11 protein-coding genes are annotated in these 18,627 nt (G+C 30.4%); 3 read left to right on the top strand and 8 right to left on the bottom strand.

Features of this window, described 5'->3' with window-relative positions; translation table 11 throughout:
* Positions 1-26: 26 nt before the first annotated feature.
* Entirely contained in the window at positions 27-2,213 is a 2,187-nt protein-coding gene (locus GOY08_RS06570) for a penicillin acylase family protein (RefSeq protein WP_158998103.1), read from the top strand.
* Positions 2,214-2,330: 117 nt separating this feature from the next.
* On the opposite strand, the gene rho is transcribed toward GOY08_RS06570, so the two are convergent.
* Complete coding sequence (gene rho, locus GOY08_RS06565; protein ID WP_407947663.1) at positions 2,331-3,782, bottom strand: transcription termination factor Rho; 1,452 nt, start codon at positions 3,780-3,782, stop codon at positions 2,331-2,333.
* 498 nt (positions 3,783-4,280) lie between these two features.
* Positions 4,281-5,519, bottom strand: a complete 1,239-nt coding sequence (rocD, locus tag GOY08_RS06560; protein WP_158998102.1) for an ornithine--oxo-acid transaminase — start codon at positions 5,517-5,519, stop codon at positions 4,281-4,283.
* A gap of 99 nt (positions 5,520-5,618) precedes the next feature.
* On the opposite strand from rocD, the gene GOY08_RS06555 reads away from it, so the two are divergent.
* Positions 5,619-6,023 carry a dihydroneopterin aldolase gene (locus GOY08_RS06555; RefSeq protein WP_158998101.1) on the top strand — a complete coding sequence of 135 codons (405 nt, stop codon included), beginning with the start codon at positions 5,619-5,621 and terminating at the stop codon, positions 6,021-6,023.
* Positions 6,024-6,102: 79 nt separating this feature from the next.
* A complete protein-coding gene (locus GOY08_RS06550) occupies positions 6,103-7,176 on the top strand; it encodes an aromatic ring-hydroxylating dioxygenase subunit alpha (RefSeq protein ID WP_158998100.1) in 1,074 nt (357 codons plus the stop codon).
* Between the two features lie 12 nt (positions 7,177-7,188).
* Here the strand turns inward: GOY08_RS06550 and GOY08_RS06545 are convergent, their stop codons facing one another.
* The 6 genes from GOY08_RS06545 to rpoD all read right to left on the bottom strand — a co-directional run bounded on the left by GOY08_RS06545 (position 7,189) and on the right by rpoD (position 18,344).
* Complete coding sequence (locus GOY08_RS06545; protein ID WP_158998099.1) at positions 7,189-8,700, bottom strand: ABC transporter substrate-binding protein; 1,512 nt, start codon at positions 8,698-8,700, stop codon at positions 7,189-7,191.
* Positions 8,701-8,718: 18 nt separating this feature from the next.
* Complete coding sequence (locus GOY08_RS06540; RefSeq protein ID WP_158998098.1) at positions 8,719-10,251, bottom strand: ABC transporter substrate-binding protein; 1,533 nt, start codon at positions 10,249-10,251, stop codon at positions 8,719-8,721.
* Positions 10,252-10,295: 44 nt separating this feature from the next.
* Positions 10,296-11,807: an ABC transporter substrate-binding protein gene (locus GOY08_RS06535; protein ID WP_158998097.1), complete on the bottom strand. Its 1,512-nt coding sequence runs from the start codon at positions 11,805-11,807 to the stop codon at positions 10,296-10,298.
* A gap of 116 nt (positions 11,808-11,923) precedes the next feature.
* Positions 11,924-13,348 carry an ABC transporter substrate-binding protein gene (locus GOY08_RS06530; RefSeq protein ID WP_158998096.1) on the bottom strand — a complete coding sequence of 475 codons (1,425 nt, stop codon included), beginning with the start codon at positions 13,346-13,348 and terminating at the stop codon, positions 11,924-11,926.
* Between the two features lie 616 nt (positions 13,349-13,964).
* On the bottom strand, positions 13,965-15,776 hold the full coding sequence (locus tag GOY08_RS06525) for a hybrid sensor histidine kinase/response regulator (protein WP_158998095.1): 1,812 nt from the start codon (positions 15,774-15,776) through the stop codon (positions 13,965-13,967).
* Between the two features lie 393 nt (positions 15,777-16,169).
* A complete protein-coding gene (gene rpoD, locus GOY08_RS06520; RefSeq protein WP_158998570.1) occupies positions 16,170-18,344 on the bottom strand; it encodes an RNA polymerase sigma factor RpoD in 2,175 nt (724 codons plus the stop codon).
* Positions 18,345-18,627 lie beyond the last annotated feature (283 nt).

Raw genomic sequence — 18,627 nt, 5'->3', positions numbered from 1 at the left:
TATTCTTTTCTTGAGAAGGTGTGTTAATGAAAAAATTTAAATTGGGTTTTATCATTTTAGTTACAACGGTATTAGTTTCTGCAGCTATTTCTTATAGCTGCAAAGATAAAAAAACTTATAATGCTGAAATATTATGGGATACATATGGTGTTCCACATATCTTTGCAAATAATAATTCTTCTGCATTTTATGCCTTTGGTTATGCACAAATGCATAGTCATGGCAACCAACTGCTTAAACTTTTCGCCCAACAGCGTGGGAAACTCACAGAATATTTTGGCGCAAATTATGAACCAAAAGATATTTTAACGCACAACTTAGAAATTCCTAGCATGGCAGAAATCTGGTACTCCGATCAACCTAATGAATTTAAATTATTATTAACTGCATTTGCAAATGGTTTAAATGACTATGCACAAAAAAATATTAATGAATTATTGCCAGAAGCCAAAGACATTTTACCAATAACAGAAAAAGATATTGTAGGTTTAAGTATTCAAACCATGAGTCATTTTTTACTAGCCAATACAAGTCAATGTAGTAAAATTTTATTTGGTCAAACTACTGAAAAACAAAATAAACAAGGTTCAAATGCATGGCTCCTTTCTCCCCAAATCACTTCAACAAAAAAAACTATGTTACTTGCTAACCCACACTTATCTTGGTTTTATGCAGATGATTTAGATTCTTCAGCCGCTGAACAAGTTTTTTATGAGGCGCATATAAAAACTCCAGATTTTGATAATTATGGTGTAACTTTAATGGGCTTTCCAATATTAGCAATAGCATTTAATAAAAATCTTGCTTGGACTCATACAGTTAATACAATTAAAGGCTGCGATGTTTTTCAACTTACAAAAGATGACTCTGGAAAAAATTATATTGTGGATAATGAAATTAAAAAATTTGATATTAAAAATATAATTTTAAAAGTAAAAACAACCAATGGCCAATTTATAGAAAAAAATATTTCTACTAAAAAATCCATATATGGCCCAACATTTTTAGTAAATAATCAATTTTATTCAGTGCAATATGCCGCATTGCAGTTATTTCCTAGAAAATACTTTTTAAATCAATGGTGGGAAATGAATTTAGCTAAAAATTTAACTGAATTTTCTAGTACTTTAAAAGAGATGCAGTTACCTATGTTCAATGTCTTTTATGCTGATAAAAATGAAAATATTTTATTTTTTGACGCAGGGATTGTACCTAAAAAAGGTACTTATAGTACAGATTTAGATACTATTTTTCCTGGTGATACATCAAAAACAGTATGGCAAAATTTTTATTCCTATACTGAGCGGCCAAAATTGTTAAATCCTGAAAATGGATGGATTCAAAATGCAAATAGTGATCCTTGGTTTACTGCATTTACAAACAATAATAATGTTATTCAAAAAAGTAACTTTCCTATAGGAATTACGGTCGGAGAACAAACTATGTCTTTGCGCGATCAAAGATCAGTAAAACTTCTCACCCAAAAGAGTTTTTCTAGTTTAGATGATCTTATTGAACGAAAATATAATACCGAAGTAGAATTAGCTTCGCGCGTTCTTCCTGATTTAATTGAGTTAGCTGCAAATTCAAAAGATAATGATATCATAAAAGCTGGAGAAATTTTGGCGAAATGGGATAGGAAAACGAATGAAAATAGTATAGGAGCAAATTTATTTCTAAAATGGTTTGATTTATATTCTAATCACAATGAATCATTATTAAATAAAAAAGTTTTTAAAAATATTTGGGATCCAAAATTGCCATTAACTACACCAAATGGAATATCCTCACCCACAGAAGCAATTGCAGCTTTAAAAGAAGCAACGCAAAAATTGATAAATATAACAGGAAAGTTAGATGTACCTTGGGGAAATATAAATAGAATTTTAATTAAAAATACAAATTTTAACTTCCCTGCAAATGGTGGCCCAGGCGATCCTTATGGGATTTTTCGTGTTTTATCTCAATGTTCTGATAATAATTCTTCACAAAATGTAACATGTCATGGGGATAGTTACATAGCAGCTATTGAATTTTCTGAACCAATAAAAGCAAAAGTTTTGTTAACTTATGGAAATTCTACCCAACCAAAATCAAAACATAGAGGAGATCAATTGCCTCTTACTAACAAAAAACAGCTTCGAGATGCTCTGCTGACGCGAGAAGAAATTGAGATGTTTATGGAAGGCTATGATATCTTAGATAAAAAATAAAGAAAAAAGATACTTGCGTTCATAAAATAGAGAATGCTGAGTTATAGCATTCTCTTTTTGCAACCTGTAAGTAAATTACTTTTAAAATCTAAATATAAATTTCTCTGGTTACTTTAATTAACCATTCATACTATTTAGAAACTCATCGTTAGTTTCACAGCGCTCGAGTCTTTGTAATAAAAATTCCATAGATTCAATAGGCGACATAGGGTGCAATACCTTGCGGAGAACCCAAAGGCGATTGAGCGTTTCTCTGCCAAGAAGCAAGTCTTCGCGGCGAGTTGCACTCTTATTGATATCAATTGCAGGGAATACTCGGCGTTCAGCAAGACGACGATCAAGCACAAGCTCCATGTTACCAGTACCTTTAAATTCTTCAAAGATAACTTCATCCATACGGCTACCAGTATCAATTAATGCAGTTGCAATAATTGTAAGGCTTCCACCTTCTTCCACATTTCGCGCTGCACCAAAAAAGCGTTTAGGTTTGTGCAATGCATTAGCATCCACACCACCAGTTAAAATTTTACCACTTGGAGGTACAACACTATTATATGCACGCGCTAGACGAGTAATGGAATCTAGTAAGATAACAACATCTTTTTTATGTTCAACAAGGCGTTTCGCTTTTTCAATTACCATTTCTGCAACTTGCACATGGCGTTGCGCAGGTTCATCAAATGTTGAACTGACAACTTCTCCACGCACAGAGCGTTCCATGTCTGTTACTTCTTCCGGACGCTCATCTATAAGTAACACAATTAAAACAGCTTCAGGATGATTTTGCGCAATAGAATTTGCAATATTTTGAAGTAAAATAGTTTTCCCTGTTTTTGGAGGAGCAACAATAAGCGCACGTTGTCCTTTTCCAATAGGGGCAAATAAATCAATTAAACGAGTGCTATAAATTTGTGGATCATTTTCAAGTTTAAAGCGGAAATCTGGGTGAATTGTTGTTAAGTTATCAAACAATATTTTTTCGCCAGTAAAATCTGGAGTTTCTCCATTTACTGATTCCACTTTTAATAAAGCAAAGTAACGTTCATTATCTTTTGGTGGACGAATTTGACCAGAGACAGTATCACCTGTTCTTAGATTAAAACGTCTAATTTGTGATGGGGAAACATAAATATCATCAGGCCCAGGTAAATAGTTATAGTCTGGGGCTCTTAAAAAACCAAAACCATCAGGTAAAGTTTCTAGAACACCTTCAGAATAAACAACTCCATTGCGCACAGCTTGGGCTTCTAAGAGAGCAAAAACAAGATCTTGTTTTCTTAAGTTTGCAGCTCCATCAATGCCCATATCTTTTGCCATATGCACAAGATCACTGATATGTTTTTCTTTTAGTTCTTTTAAATTCATTACTGGAACTTCTGAATTAAATTCAGGTTCTTTTTCATCAGCACCACCAGTTTGCACAGGGCGCGGATTTTCAGGACGTCTTCCCATGGAATTCTGACCTTGACGGTTAGGCATTCCCATAGACTGATTGGAATAAGGGCGACCTGAATTTTGATGATTACTTTGTTGTGATTGCGGCATTCCACTTGCATTTCCAGAATTCATAGAGGCTTGCGGAGAACCCATTCTATTTGGCGGCGGTGCGCTCATTCCAAAAGGAGAAGACGGTCTTAAATTGGAATTGCTGGTTGACATTGAGCTGTTGGAAGAATTTGAAGACATATTTGAAGGTTCTTTATTTCTTGTAAATACTCTTCTAGAAGGGGTGTAAGTCGAAATACCCTCATTATCACCTTCATTTTGACTTGAAGATGAACTTTCATTAAATAGCGTACTTTCTTCTGGGGTACGGCGTATATATCTTCTAGTTGAAGTGGAATTATTATTCCGTTTACGAGAGGAAGGAGACTCATTATCGAAGTCATCATTGTTTTTATCATCTACCATGCTGAATGATTCCAAAGAAAAAAGTTGAAGGAATAAATAAAAGAAGGGATTTTTGGCCGGTTGTGCCATATAAAAATCGGAAGCTTGTGAAAGCAACCCCCTTTATAACAGGGGTTGAATTTCTTGTCAACAAACCGCAGTAAAAGAAAAATGATTCTATTGCCATTCTGTCTGTGTTTTAGCAAAAACTTCTTTAATAACGCTAATCGCAAAGTTTAAACTGTCCTCTTTCATAACTAAAGGAGGGGCAAAACGAATAGTCACATCATGGGTTTCCTTTGCAAGCAATCCTCTAGCTTGTAATTGTTCACTAAAAAAGCGTCCATGCCCAGCATTTGGTTGAATTTCAATGGCATTTAATAACCCCTTTCCCCGCACTTCTTTCACAACGTGCTTGGGTAAATCAGCTAAACTTTCGCGAAATTTCTTTCCCAATTCAAAAGCTTTTTCTGGTAGTTTTTCATCTTGAATTATTTTTAAAGCAGTCCTTGATAAGGCACATGCTAAGGAATTCCCACCAAAAGTAGAACCGTGATCGCCCGGTTTTAGTAAATCCATAACAGAATTATAACCAACTACTGCTGATATTGGATAATAAGAGCCACCTAACGCTTTTCCTAAAATAAGTAAATCTGGTTGACAATTTTCATATTGATAAGCAAAGAGTTTTCCAGTTCTTCCCAATCCAGTTTGAATTTCATCAGCCATACAGAGAATATTATGTTTTTTACAAATGGCACTTATTTGCTCTAAATATCCAACAGGAGGAACCATAATACCAGCTTCTCCTTGAATTGGTTCAAATAAAAAGCCAACAGTATTAGGAGTGATTGCTTTTTCTAAAGCCTGAGCATCTCCGAATGGAATTGCACGAAACCCACCACAATAAGGACCAAAATCGTCTTTATATTGGGGTTCGCTAGAAAAACTCACTATAGTTGTTGTTCGTCCATGAAAATTGTGATCACAAACAATAATTTCAGCCTTGTGTCTTGGGACACCTTTTACCAAATATCCCCACTTTCTTGCAATTTTAATAGCTGTTTCTACTGCCTCAGCACCTGTATTCATAGGCAAGGCTTTATCCATTTTACAAAGTGAGGTTAATTGTTCTAACCAAGGTCCCATTTGATCATTATGAAAAGCGCGTGAACTTAACGTTAATCTTTGTCCCTGTGCAAGAAGAGTTTCTTGCATTTTTGGATGACAATGACCTTGGTTTACTGCACTATATGCACTGAGCATATCTAAATATTTTTTCCCATCAATATCCCAAACCCATTCTGCTTCTCCCTTTGTAATCACAACTTGCAACGGATGATAATTATGCGCTCCATATTTATCAGCCAAATCAATATTTTTTTTTGCTTCTGGGGTAAGATATTGGTTTGTCATTTAAACACCTTTAATTTAAGAAGGTTCTTGGAAGAATAAAAATACTCTTTGATAGGTATAACTTTATTTTTACAGCTAGCCAACCATTAGGATTTAAAAATGACTTTAGGAACTCAGAAAACGGAACAAAATAGTTTTTGTTGGATTCATCTAAATAATATAAAAACGTTTCTTTATTTAGGTGCTAATGAATTTGAAGAAAAAATTGGACAAAATATAACAATAAAACTTTCCTTAAAAATAAAGTATGAACATACCCAAGATAATCTAGAAAATACTGTAGACTATGGATTAGTTTATGAGTTTGTCTTGCAACAAATTAAAAGCTTAAATAAGGTTAAATTATTAGAATATTTATGTGAACAATTGTTAAATGGCATTCAAAATAACTTCCCTAATATTTATGCTGCAAAAATTTCAATTGAAAAAGGCTATGTTCCTTTAAAACATTTTACAGGGTATGTTGTAATTGAAGCAGAAAAAGAGTTTTCTACACAGAAATAATTGTAATCAAAAAAATAATTTGATAAAATTAAATATTAATTAAATAGTAAGCTAAATAAAAATATTTTTAGAGGGCTTTATGGATCTCGTTGGCGAAAGAAAACTAAGAGATTTTTGGTATCCTGTTGCACCAAGTAAAGAAGTTACAACCACTCCATTATCATTTACTTTACTAAATCAAAAAATAGTTCTTTGGCGAAATTCTGAAAATAAAGTTTGTGCTGTACAAGATAAATGCAGCCACAGAGGGGCGGCTTTATCAAAAGGGACAGTCTGTAATGGTAATATTGTGTGCCCTTACCATTCTTGGGAATTTAATTTAGAAGGTCATTGTGTAACCGTACCTCAATCAAAACTAGCTCACATTCCAAAATCATTTAAGGTTCCAAGTTATCTCTGTACAGAAAAATATGGGCATGTTTGGGTATGTCTTGGAAACCCAATAATCGATATACCAGATATTCCTGAAGCTAATCAGTCTGAATACAGATCATTTCCTTGTTTTTGGGAAACATGGAATACTTCAAGTATGCGAGTGGTTGAAAACGAATTAGATATGGCCCACTTCGCTTCTGTCCACAAAGGAACCTTTGGAAATCCTGCTGTTCCTTTACCACTGAGTTATGATTTAAAACAATTAAATGATTTTTCCATACAGCTTATTTCTGAACTTGCAGTTAAAGCTCCTCCTCAGCAAATGAAAAACACTAGAGCATCAGAAGAATTAACAACTAGATTAATGAAAATTACATGGTATATGCCCTTTGTAATTCGGTTACACATTTCTTATCCTAGTGGTTTAGAACATATTATAATGAATTGCCCAACACCTATAAACAATGAACAAATAAAAGTTGTTCAATTCTGCTTCAGGAATGATACTGAAAGTGAAGCTTCAATTGAAGATATTTTAAAATTTGAACGTCTAATTTTAAATGAAGACCGATTTATTTTAGAAACTACGCCACCTTTTGTTAATTTAGACCCCCAATTTGAAAATCATATCCCTACAGATAGATCAGGGCTATTAATGCGTAAATTGTTTCTTAAGTATTTAAATAGCTCTCAAACGGAAATAAATGAAAGTGATAATTTGGAATATGTAATCAAACCAGATTCAACAAATATTCAATCTGAAGAACATTGTATTTAATAAAATATAAACCTAATTTAAAATTATATCTTCTAAATGAACATTTGTTATTTCGTTACCTTTGTTAGCTATCTGCTTTATGACTTTTGCGTTGTAATAAATTACATTTTTTCTTTGTAATAAGGGCACCCAATAAGCCATTTCATGCACATATTTATTTAATTCATTAATTTTTCTGTATTTTTCTTCAAAATTTCCTTCAACTAAAACGCTTGAATATAATTCTTCTAACTTTGGATCATACAACGGCTTTACAAATTCATCTTCCCCATTTTTTGTCAAACGAGAAAATTTAAATAAGACATCATAAGGATCTATTTGTATAGAAGAAACATCAAAAGGCGTATTTTCAGCTAAATGTTTAGGCAAAAATTGACTTGTTACAGGGATATAATCCATTTGAAAACCATAAATACCTAACTGTCTTTTTATTTCTTCCATGAAATCTTTTTTATAACTACGCAATGCATTTCCAGCAGAATATATTGTTACATTCCATTTCTTTTTTAATAACTCTTTAGGAACTTTTGCTAAATATTTTTCTGCTAATTTAGGTGAATAATTTGATTCTAGATTACTTAATCCCCATTTTGAATTAGGCAGAACTTCATTAATGCTAGAAAAACCGTCGGCATATTTCACAAATTTTTCACTATCTAATGCTGCTTGCACAAATTTCCTAAAATTAAGATTATTCCCAAGCTCATTAACATTAGTAAAAATAAGGCCAAACTGAGAAATAGGTTGACGTGAATAATAAACTGAGTATTTTTTAGCCTCTACATCTGGTGATTTTACCAAATAAATATCATAATTGTCATTTTTAGAATATTTAGTATATAAAAAAACTTCATCAACAGCGTTTTTTAAATTCTTATTTACTTTTTTTAATTTAACTTTCCCATCATTAAAAGCTTCTTCTACTGCATAATTTCCTGCCCCAATAGGAACTGTTTTCCAATTATGATATGCAGAATCCATTTCTTCAATAGGAACTAAGGAAAAAGAAGGATCTGAAATCATGTATAAAAAATTTGGATCTGGGGCTTTTAATTTTATTTTTAGACTTGTTGGAGAAATTATTTTTACCCCTTTCACAAGTCCTGATTTAAATTGAGTGATATTATTTTTTTTAATTTCTTCGATTCCAAGAATACTATCTAATGCCCCAACTCCATGTGATTTTTCAGGAGAAAAATAATGCCTTAATAATGAAAATTCAAGATCTTCAATTTTAACTTTCCTTTTATTATGAAAATACAAATCACTTTTTAACACTAAAATATATTCATCAGATTTATAATCATAATAAGCTTCTTTTAATAATTTTGGATATACAATGTTACTTTCAACTTGAATTAATCTACTTACAACAGCTGATTCTAGTAAAGTTTTTGCACTACTGGGTGCGTCGGCTGAATATGGATTTCCTTCACTTGTATTTAACAGAACACTTAACTTTTTTTTTGCATACACATTTTGCACAAAAAAAATATAAAATAATAAAATTACCCAAACTCGCATTCTATCCTCAAAAATGAACTAATTTTTAACTAAAACAACTTCATCAACTTTTAAAAACAATAAGTCAGTTGTATTTTCACTCAATTTTTCCACAGTTTTAGGATTATAATGAATCCCTTTACCACTTTCTAATAGTGGCATCCAATATACTTTTTCATGAATATAGTCATTTAATTTATTCACCATTAAAAATTTTTCATCTCTCGTTTTTGCTTTTACCGCATTTTCATAAAGACTTTCAAGAATAGGGTCATACAATGGTCTAGGATAGATATCAGGAGAACTTTGTAAGAGTCTTGCAAATCTATATAAATATTCATGCGGTTCAATTCTATAAAAACCAAAATCAAACGCTGCTTTTTCTGCGAGTTCTTTTGGAACATACTGCTGATCAAATGTCACAAATTTAATTTTAAAGCCATAGCCTGCTAACACTTTTTTTATCTCTGTTAATATGACTGCTTTTTCAGGAGGAATTTCACTATTGCCAGAATAAACTGTCCCAATCCATTCTTTCTTGCGCAAATGTTTTGGAATTTTATTAAAATAATATTTTACTAAATTAGGATTATGATCGAGTTTAAAATGTTTTGTTCCCCAGATATTATTTCCTGTTTCTTTAGTATCTGCATTTAAGTTTACTGATTTATAAACTGTTGAATACTTTTCTAATTCATTACTATTTATTGCTGCCTGAATAAATTTACGAAAGTTAATATTATTTCCTAATTCATTTGCATTCATAAATGTTAGACCTATTTGGAGTACAGGATCTTTAGTATAAAAAGATTTAAAATTTGGGTAAATATTTGCTATACTAATATCATATTCTACATCTTTAGAAAGAATGGTATAAATATTAACTTCATCAATTGATTTAGTTAATGATGAGTCAATTTTTTTTAATTGCATACTACCATTCTTGAAGCCAGGTTCAAGAACCTTATAAGGACCTGCTCCAATAGGATATTTTTTCCAATCAATTAAATTTTCTGCTAACTCTTCCATCGGCACTAAAGATAAATTCCAATCAGTTAATTTATAAAGAAAATCGGGATCAGGAGTGCTAAATTTTATTTTTAATTTATTAGGAAATTCTTGTTTAATTCCTTCTACAGAGCCCCTTTGATAATTTCTTAACTTTAATTCTGAAATCCTATTGATTCCAACTATATTACCTAAATATCCATCATCTGATTCGTTTTCATTCACAGCAACATAGTAATAGCGAAGTAATGAAAATTCTAAATCATCTAATGTTGCTTTTCTATTGTTATGAAAGTAAGTATTTTCTTTCATTTCTAAAACATATTCATTATTTTTATAATCAAAATAACCCGCTTGCAATATTTTAGGATGAATTTCTCCATTTTTTAATTCTAGTAATGATCCTAAAACCTGGGTATAAACCGTTTCTTTCGCTTCATTGGGGGCATGAAATTCATAGGGTAAATAATTACAATTGTAAATCATAATATTGATTGAATTTTTTGCAAAAATAGCACTCGAAAAAATAATGCTTAAAATTAGCATAAATACTTTAATTGACATTCTAGTTCCTCCTGTAACTTCCTTGTACAAAGAAAAATAAAAATTTACTTAACAAAGACTATTTCATCAACTTTTAAAAACAATAAATCATCTTCATTTTCACTTAATTTTTTTATGGTTTTTGGGTTATAATTAATATTATTTCCGCTTTCTAATAAAGGTATCCAATATGCTTTTTCATGGATATAGTTACTTAATTTATTTACTAGTAAGTATTTTTCCTCTCTGGTTTTAGCTTTAAAAGCATTATCATATAATTTTTCAAGCACAGGATCATACAAAGGCTTTGGATAAGTGTCAGGACTATCTTTCATTAAACGAGCATATCTGGACAAATATTCATGCGAAAAAATTTTATAAAAATCTACATCGAAAGCTGCTTTTTCTGCTAATTTTTTTGGAAGAATTTGTTGATTGAATGTTGTAAATTTAATTTTGAAACCGTAACTAGTTAGAATTTTTTTAATTTCAGCATAAATATATTTTCTATCCTTAGGAATTTCATTCGTTCCTGAAAAAATAGTCACTAACCATTCTTTGTTTCGCAAATGTTCAGGAATTTTTTCAAAATATTCTTTTGCCAATTTCGAGTTATAAAAATTGGTGTAATGTTTTGTTCCCCAAGTACTAGTCTCATTGTGTACTTGATCCATATCTACATAAACTGACCTAAAAACCTTTGAAATTTTTTCTAGATCTTTGCTATTTATTGCTGTCTGCACAAATTTTCTAAAATATATATTATTCCCAAGCTCATTGGCATTTATAAACGTTATCCCAACTTGATTTGTTGAAGTTTTAGTGTAAAATTCTTTAAAATCAGGGTAAACTCCATTTATACTAATATCGAATACTACATTTTTGGGCAACTTTGTAAATATATTAACTTCATCAACTTCTGTTCGATAAGTTTCTTCAAATTTTTTTAATTGTATCAGTCCATTTTGAAACCCAGGTGGAGTTACTTTATAAGGACCAACACCGATAGGGTAAGTTTTCCAAGCTCTAAAATTATTCTGCAATTCCTCCACGGGTACTAATGAATAACTCGATTTTGTAAATTTGTACAGAAAATCGGGATCAGGCGTTTCTAATTTAATTCTTAATTTATTTGGTAATTCTTGTTTAATTCCTTCAACAATACCTCTTTGAAACTTTTTTAACTTTAATTCTGAAATTTTATTAATTCCCATAACATTTTCGAGTCCTGATCCTTCACCTAAAAAAGCATAGTACTCATGAAGTATCGAAAATTCCAAATCATCTAAAGTAGCAAGCCTACCGTTGTGAAAATAAGTTTTTTCATGGATTTCTAAGACATATTCTTCTTTTTGATAGTCGTAATAGGCATTTTTTAATAATTTTGGATGCAGTACACCATTTCTTACTTCCAATAAAGCACTTAATATTTGAAAATAAACAATATCTTTAACATTTGATGGTGCATCAAAATCATATGGCGGCCTTTCACAATTATGTATCATAATATTTAGAACATTTTTAGCTGCTCCATAGCAAGTAAAAAAATACTTATAACAAAAATAAGTATTTTCCATTTCATAAGCTTCCCCTATATTTTAAGTAATTTTAATACTCTTTAAAAATTATCTATTCCAAATTAAATAAAACTTGTATTCGAATATTCACTCTTTTATCCAAAACTAGTTAAGTTTCAATTTTTTAACACAATATCTTCAAATTTTAAATACAGAAAATCATTATCACTGCTTAGTTTCTCAATTGTTTTTGGATTGTAATAATATTCAACCTCAGACTCCAATAAAGGAATCCAATAAGCTTTTTCAGTGACATAGTTGTCAAGTTCATTTATATATTTAAATTTTATATCTCTATTTTCAGCATATAATGCTTTTTTGTACAATTCTTCTAAGGTAGCATCATATTCAGGTTTACTATAAATGTCTTCAGAATTTTTTGTTAATCTTAAATACTTATACAAATAATCAAATGGGTTCACTTTATAGTAACTTAAATCAAAGACCGTTTTTAGTGCAATATCTTTTGGTAAATGCTGGGTGTTAAATATTTTATAATTGATATTAAATCCGTACTCTTTTAATTGAGATATTAATTCATTTACTAAATTTTGCTTTTCTTTAGATAAATTTTTTGTTCCAGAATATACTGAAATAAACCATTCCTTTTGCATTAATTCAAATGGTATTTTTTCTAAATATCCTTTTATAAGTTTTAAATTTTCCTCATTTACTACTTCTTTTTCAAGCCAAGATTTATTGGCCAATGTTTTTATTTCTTTATGTCCCATAATAATTTTTTCTAGTTTTTTTTTGTCTATTACTAATTGTACAAATTTTCTGAAATTATAATTTTTGCTTAAGTCACTGGTATTTACAAACGTGATACTAAACTGCTTATATGGGTAGTTAGTTTTAAGTATTTTAAAATTCGGTAACGAATTAAGAATTGATAAATCATAATCAATATTTTGTATACTATTAGTGTATATATTTATTTGCGTCAATGAATTTAGATTAATAGGTTTAGTTAAAACAAGCTTTAATAGACCGTTTTGATACCCAGGCTCAACTACTTTATAGATTCCTGTACCTATGGGATACTTTCTCCATTCAAGATAATTTTCAGATAGTTCTTCCATCGGTACCAAAGATAATTCCCATTTTGCTAGGTTAAATAAAAAATCTGGATCAGGCGCTTCAAGTTTGATCCTTAAAATATTTGGCGGTTCTTGTTTTATACCTTTTACTTTTCCTTTCATATATTTTTTGAGCCCAAGTTCCCCAATTTTCTCTATGCCGAGAACAGAGCCTAAAATACCTGCCCCTCTTTCCTTCCCGTAAGTATAATATTCTCTAGTCAACGAAAACTCTAAATCATCTAAAGTCGCTATACGATTATTATGAAACTTTGTGTTTTTATACATTTCAAGAACATATTCTTGGGTCGTAAAATCAAAGTAAGCATTTTTTAAAATCTTCGGTATTACTGATCCATTTTTTATTTCAACTAAAGTATCTAAAATTTGCGGATTTATCACATCTTTAATATTAATAGGAGCTGAGTGTGCATATGGAATAATATCACAATTAAAAATCATTATGTTTAATTCTTTTTTTGCATACAAAGAATTAATATAAAAAAAATTGAGAATAATAATAAAATATTTTATCTGTTTTATAATAATAATCTCCCAATTTTGAAAAAAATTATTTGCTAAAATAAATAAATCAAAGTAAATAATATATTTTTCTAATTATCATAAATTTTTAAAAATTCAATATTATTATTCGAATTTTTTGACGTTGGTTATGGTTTTTTATAATTTTTTAATAATGCATTTGAAGATTCAAAGTTTTATGGTATACTTACATTGGTTTATTTTAAAAATATAATATTATTGCAAAATAAACGATTTAAAGTAACTCTTTTCTCAAATTTTTTAATTTAGAGATGTAGCTTTTAACAGGTGATCAATGAAAACTCTAAGATATGTTATTCTTTTCTTAACTATTTCCATAATAAATGTATCATCTTATGACTGTATTTCTCAATCCGCTTATGCTAATGGAAATGGAAGATTAGGATAAGAAAATTTTTATTAACTTTTTAATTTACTACCACAAAAACCCAACCGAAGTAACTTATCTATTCCTCCATCAAACCAACAAATCCAAAAACATAAAATCCAACTCAAACTTTATACATTCAAATAATTACTTCACTATTAAAGAATCTAGCGTCGCTTTTAATACTTTTAAGTAGCCATAAATATTCATTGGCTTTAGTAAAATAAAGTCTGCCTTACTTTTTTCTTTAATTCTATTGACATCGCTTTCTAAAAAGCGATTTGTATGAATGCAAGTTTTTAATTTGGATTTATCTTCTATCAGCTCAATAATATCTAACCCATTATAATTTTCGTCGTTTAAATCAATATCAATAATATAAAGATGCAACTTATTTAATTTTATTTCGTTTTTTATCACTTCAATACTAGTTGTATAGGTTATATGAATATTCTTTAAAAACGCCAGCATTTCATTTTCAAATGACTTTAAGTGGTTTAAGTAACTGACATCGTCATCTAAAACAATCACATTTATAGTAATATTATTATTTTTTTCAAATGTATCTGCAATTTCTTTCAAGATAAATTTGTGATCATTATCACATCTAATATTATAATCAATAATGTCTATTTCCCGAAAAAATATGTTACTGTATGGAATTTTTAATTTTTCATTATCAGCTTCATTTCTTGCAAGAGGAAGTTGTATTTTAAATTCAACACCTTTTTCTTGGCTTGAGTGGCAAAATATTTGCCCTTGATGTTCTGAAACAATTTTTTTAACAATTGCTAAACCTAAGCCAGTGCCTTTCGCTTTTCCTTTTGTAAAAAATAGTTCAAATATTTTTTCAGTTTCTTCTGTAGGGATAAAAGAATTTGAATTTCCTATTGTCAATTCAAGATATTCTGGCAATTGCGATTGTATGACTTCTGTTGTTGTTACCCATAATTTACCGCTTCCGCCTTTCATCGATTCCAACGCATTCGATATAATATTAATTAAGACTCGCTCAAATTTTTCATAATCAACATTTAATTTATATTTATGAGTAAAAAGAGTTTCAATTTGGACATCAATTTTTTTGTTTGTATCAAAACATGTCTTTAAACATGATAAAATAAGTCTGCGAATGCAAATATTTTTTTTAGCCAAAGTAACATCTCTGCCTAAAGTCATAATATCATTTAAGAAAAACTCTATTCTAGACAAGTCTTTGTTAGTAGATTCGGTGATATTTGGTAAAATACTTTTAATTTCTTCTAAATTTTTATTGTTATTTAAGATAGATAAAATTATTTTTACTTTTGAAAAGGGTTGTCGCAAGTCATGCGCTAGCATTTGAATGGTAGTAGTGACTGCGGATAATTCTGCAATTTGAACTTTATTTTTTTCAGCAATTGAAACTTCATTTTGATAGTGAAGTATCTGATTAAATAAATTGTAAAATTCATAAAACTGCAATTCTTTAATATCTAAAGAAGTTTTATTTATTGTAAGTGACTTTTCTAGAGTATATATTGGTAAAGAAATTTTACTATATAGATTTTTAATTTGCCTATTTATGATATAAAACAAGAAAATAACAAATATAATCAAAAAAAAGTAAATTGATAGCAAAGCACCCAAGTTTAGTTCTTTCGCAAAGTATAAATTTGCTATTATTTTGTTATTATATTCAATTTCTATTTTTTGCGAGGTATAAATATTGTCACTAAATATTACATTTTTAGTCAAATAAAATAAATTCTTCTTTCTAAAAAGACCATTTCCATAAGAACTAATTTCCACTTCCTCATTATTTTTATTTAAGATAAATAGACTAATTTGTGAAAGCTCTTTACTTTGAATCAAAGACACAAATTCTTTTTCAATTAAAAAACGATCTCCAACAATAATTGAGTTTCTTAAACCTACTTTTAATGAAGTAATAATAATATTTGGTATCTTGAAATACACTACCCAAAACACCAAAAAATAAACAAAAGATAAAATAATAAAAATAATTAAAATAAAAATTATAGCTTTTTTTCTGGAATTTTTTACGATAAATTCTTTTAAAGAAAGCACATTTTCCTCAATTTTTAAATTATATATATTAATTTTAGTAAAAAAATGCCTTTAGAATTAAATTTATTTCAAAATCATAACCCAACAAAGCCAAAGGAAGGTATCACAAAAAACATTTTATTACTAATGATATTAAATACACTAAAAAATATGTATTTAAAAATATTTTTTGGTAAGTTAAAGAACATAGAATAATTAAACCATTTTGAATATATATAAAAAAAAATAGGAGATTTGTAACTTAATCTCCTATCAAAATATTTATCCAAAAAAATTGTAAAATTAGCTTTCGATAAACGCTTTTAGTTTTTTCGAACGGCTTGGATGACGTAATTTTCTTAACGCTTTTGCTTCAATCTGGCGGATACGTTCACGGGTTACATCAAAACTTTGTCCCACTTCTTCCAAAGTGTGATCCGTTTTTTCACCAATACCAAAGCGCATGCGCAATACTTTTTCTTCCCTAGAAGTTAAAGTTGCAAGAACTTTTTTAGTTTGTTCGGACAAACTTTGGTTTGCAACGATATCAATTGGTGCTCCATGTGCTTTATCTTCAAGAAAATCTCCGTAGTGATTGTCTTCTTCTTCACCAATTGGTGCTTCCAAAGAAATTGGTTCACGGGCAATTTTCATAACCTTGCGTACTTTTTCAATACTCATATCCATGCGTTGAGCAATTTCTTCAGGGGTAGGTTCACGTCCCATTTCTTGTACCAACTGACGGCTTGTTCGTACCATTTTGTTGATGGTTTCTATCATGTGTACTGGAATACGAATTGTTCTTGCTTGGTCTGCAATAGCGCGTGTTATAGCCTGGCGAATCCACCAAGTTGCATAAGTACTAAATTTATACCCACGGCGGTATTCAAACTTTTCCACTGCTTTCATTAAACCAATGTTACCTTCTTGGATGAGATCCAAAAACTGTAATCCACGGTTCATGTATTTTTTTGCTATAGAAACAACTAATCTTAAGTTTGCTTCAATAAGTTCGCGTTTTGCTTCTTCGGCAAAACGATTTGCATTGCTAATAACTTGGTACTTAATTGCAATTTCACTACGACTAAGGAAACAAGCTTGTTCGCTCATTAAAATAGAATTATGGGCTGATAAATATGTAGCCTTAAAGTTTTCCCAATCTCTTTCAGTTAAAAAATTTACTTCAATTGGTCTTGTTGCATTTGAGTTACAATAAGCAGATAAGCGCGCTTCATCTAAACGAGTTCTAACTTTAACTTTATTGATTTCCTTCATGCAGTCAGAAACTATTTTTGCATGCGTATCAAGCTCTGTAACTATTTGTTGAATAATACGGCGATTGATATTAATTTCTTTGACAATTTCAAACATTTGATTGCGGGATTCAACTAATATCTCGCGCTCATGGGAAGATAATTTGTCTAATCCTTGCAAGCCATATTTATCTTCAATTTCAATGACAGTTTTTGCCAGTTTCATAAAGCTTTCAACCAACACTCGAACCCGTTGGGATTGACCTTCGTCGTTAGCTTGGTCTTGCTCGTCATCAAAACCTTTTACTAAGTTTTTTGCTTTGATAATGCCATCGATAAACTTTTGCCCAATATCGCACATATGATTGATACCAATGCGCAAGGACACAAGGTGCTCTAGCAGTTTATTTTCTTCATTTTCAATTTTCTTTGCTATCTCAACTTCGCCGTCACGGGAGAGTAAAGCAACTTGGCCCATTTTTCTAAGATATACACGCACAGGATCGTTGCTACGTGCAGAAGCATCGAGTTCTTCTTCTTCGCCACCAAGATCGGCACCAAATTCTTCAGCAGCAAGAAAATCATCTTCAGGTAAAGCCGTTGCGTCATCGGCATCGAGGTCAACATCACCAAGAAGATCGTCGTCTTCTTCCATATTGAACTCATCTGGTTCTTCGTCCAAAGTAGCTTCTTCAAAGCCTTCTTCTTCCTCTCCATCAGCTCCCTTCGCATTTTTAGCTTTGGTTGCCTTTTTGCCGCCTTCTATTTTATTAGGTTGTTCTTTCTTTTTACTAGATTTTGCTTCAATTTTTTCATCAGAGAGATCTTCAGCAACAGCGGCTTTTGTTTCCTTCTTTGTATTTGCAGTAGCAACTTTTTCAGATTTCTCATGGATAACTGATTTAGAAGTACTTTTCTTTTCCTTGCTAGAAGTTGCTTTTGCAGGCTCAACAGCAGCTGCAGCGGTTTTTGCCTTTAGCTTACTGCCTTCCACATGGATAGAGTGTGCTAGTTTCTTTTCGTCTTCAGAAACTGTTACAGAAGATACTACAGTTCCTTCCTTCTCTGCTTTTTTCTTAATGACAATAGGTTTGCCTTCAGGAGTTTTAGCAGTCACAGTGATTTTACTCACAACAGGTTTAGCTGTTTTGATATTATCTTTTTTTGCTGACTGAGAATGAGAGGATTCATCTAAATTTTGTTGCGTTGTTTTTTTCGTAACCATAAGATCTTTAATACTTTTTTCTACCTTAGAAGTTAATAATTTATCTTTCTCTTGACTACTTGCTTTGTTGTCATGAGTAGACCTGTTTATAGAAGGTTTTGCTTCTTTTTCCACCTTTTGGGCAGAAGATTTTTTTGAATCTTTATCAGAAGAAGTATGCTCATCCTTTTTTTCCTGATGCTCATTAGTTTTTAGTTGAGACTGTTTTTTTGTACTAGACTGATTTTCTTTTTTTCCTGCTTTAAGTTCAGAAGGTTTTGAAGTATTTTGCGTTTTAGCAGAA

The organism is Pigmentibacter ruber (assembly GCF_009792895.1).
In the GTDB taxonomy this organism is placed as follows: domain Bacteria; phylum Bdellovibrionota_B; class Oligoflexia; order Silvanigrellales; family Silvanigrellaceae; genus Silvanigrella; species Silvanigrella rubra.
This window is presented reverse-complemented; position numbering and strand designations above follow the sequence as displayed.

Bases quoted from the DNA above. Each gene is read 5' to 3' on its own strand.
- GOY08_RS06570 (WP_158998103.1), top strand. From the start codon at position 27: ATGAAAAAATTTAAATTGGGTTTTATCATTTTAGTTACAACGGTATTA.
- GOY08_RS06545 (WP_158998099.1), bottom strand. From the start codon at position 8,700: ATGCGAGTTTGGGTAATTTTATTATTTTATATTTTTTTTGTGCAAAAT.
- rpoD (WP_158998570.1), bottom strand. From the start codon at position 18,344: ATGGTTACGAAAAAAACAACGCAACAAAATTTAGATGAATCCTCTCAT.
- rocD (WP_158998102.1), bottom strand. From the start codon at position 5,519: ATGACAAACCAATATCTTACCCCAGAAGCAAAAAAAAATATTGATTTG.
- GOY08_RS06550 (WP_158998100.1), top strand. From the start codon at position 6,103: ATGGATCTCGTTGGCGAAAGAAAACTAAGAGATTTTTGGTATCCTGTT.
- GOY08_RS06530 (WP_158998096.1), bottom strand. From the start codon at position 13,348: ATGATTTTTAATTGTGATATTATTCCATATGCACACTCAGCTCCTATT.
- rho (WP_407947663.1), bottom strand. From the start codon at position 3,782: ATGAATTCTGGAAATGCAAGTGGAATGCCGCAATCACAACAAAGTAAT.
- GOY08_RS06555 (WP_158998101.1), top strand. From the start codon at position 5,619: ATGACTTTAGGAACTCAGAAAACGGAACAAAATAGTTTTTGTTGGATT.
- GOY08_RS06540 (WP_158998098.1), bottom strand. From the start codon at position 10,251: ATGTCAATTAAAGTATTTATGCTAATTTTAAGCATTATTTTTTCGAGT.
- GOY08_RS06535 (WP_158998097.1), bottom strand. From the start codon at position 11,807: ATGGAAAATACTTATTTTTGTTATAAGTATTTTTTTACTTGCTATGGA.